Annotated in this window: 1 protein-coding gene and 1 pseudogene; both read left to right on the plus strand. The window is 50.4% G+C overall.

Annotation, left to right across the window (positions count from 1 at the left end; translation table 11 throughout):
* Positions 1–351 (plus strand): annotated as a pseudogene (locus R7Z50_RS31170) (fructuronate reductase); the annotation flags it as partial.
* A 12-nt stretch (positions 352–363) separates the two neighbouring features.
* Positions 364–514, plus strand: a 151-nt coding sequence (locus R7Z50_RS31175) for a glucuronate isomerase (protein ID WP_318150237.1), incomplete at its 3' end; no start/stop codon positions are given.

Below are 514 nucleotides of genomic sequence, written 5' to 3' on the forward strand. Positions count from 1 at the left end.
ATGGATGGCAGCCAGAAAATCCCACAACGCATGGGCGGCAGCTTACGATTCCACCTTGCTCAAGGCTCTAACTTCTCATGGTTGGCAACAGCGATTGCAGGTTGGATGCGCTACGTATCCGGCGTGGACGAGCAAGGCAACGACATTGATGTTCGCGATCCAATGGCAGAGACACTACGTCAGATTTGCGACCAACACGGCTTGAACGTTTCTGTTGTGCCTGCGTTGCTTGCGGTTGAAGCCATCTTCCCTGCAGAGCTTGGTCAAAACCCACAAGTGATTGATGCGGTGAGCAGTGCTTACCAATCGCTAATCGATAACGGTGCTCGTGCCACTGTCGCTGCGTTGTAATAGGAGTTAACGATGAAGAATTTCTTGTGTGAAGACTTTTTACTCTCAAACGAAACGGCACGTCGCTTGTACCATGAACATGCGTTCCACCAGCCAATTTATGATTACCACTGCCACCTAAACCCAGCGGAAGTGGCGCAAAATCGTCAGTTCGATAACTTGG

This window comes from Vibrio sp. 1249-1, assembly GCF_033340495.1.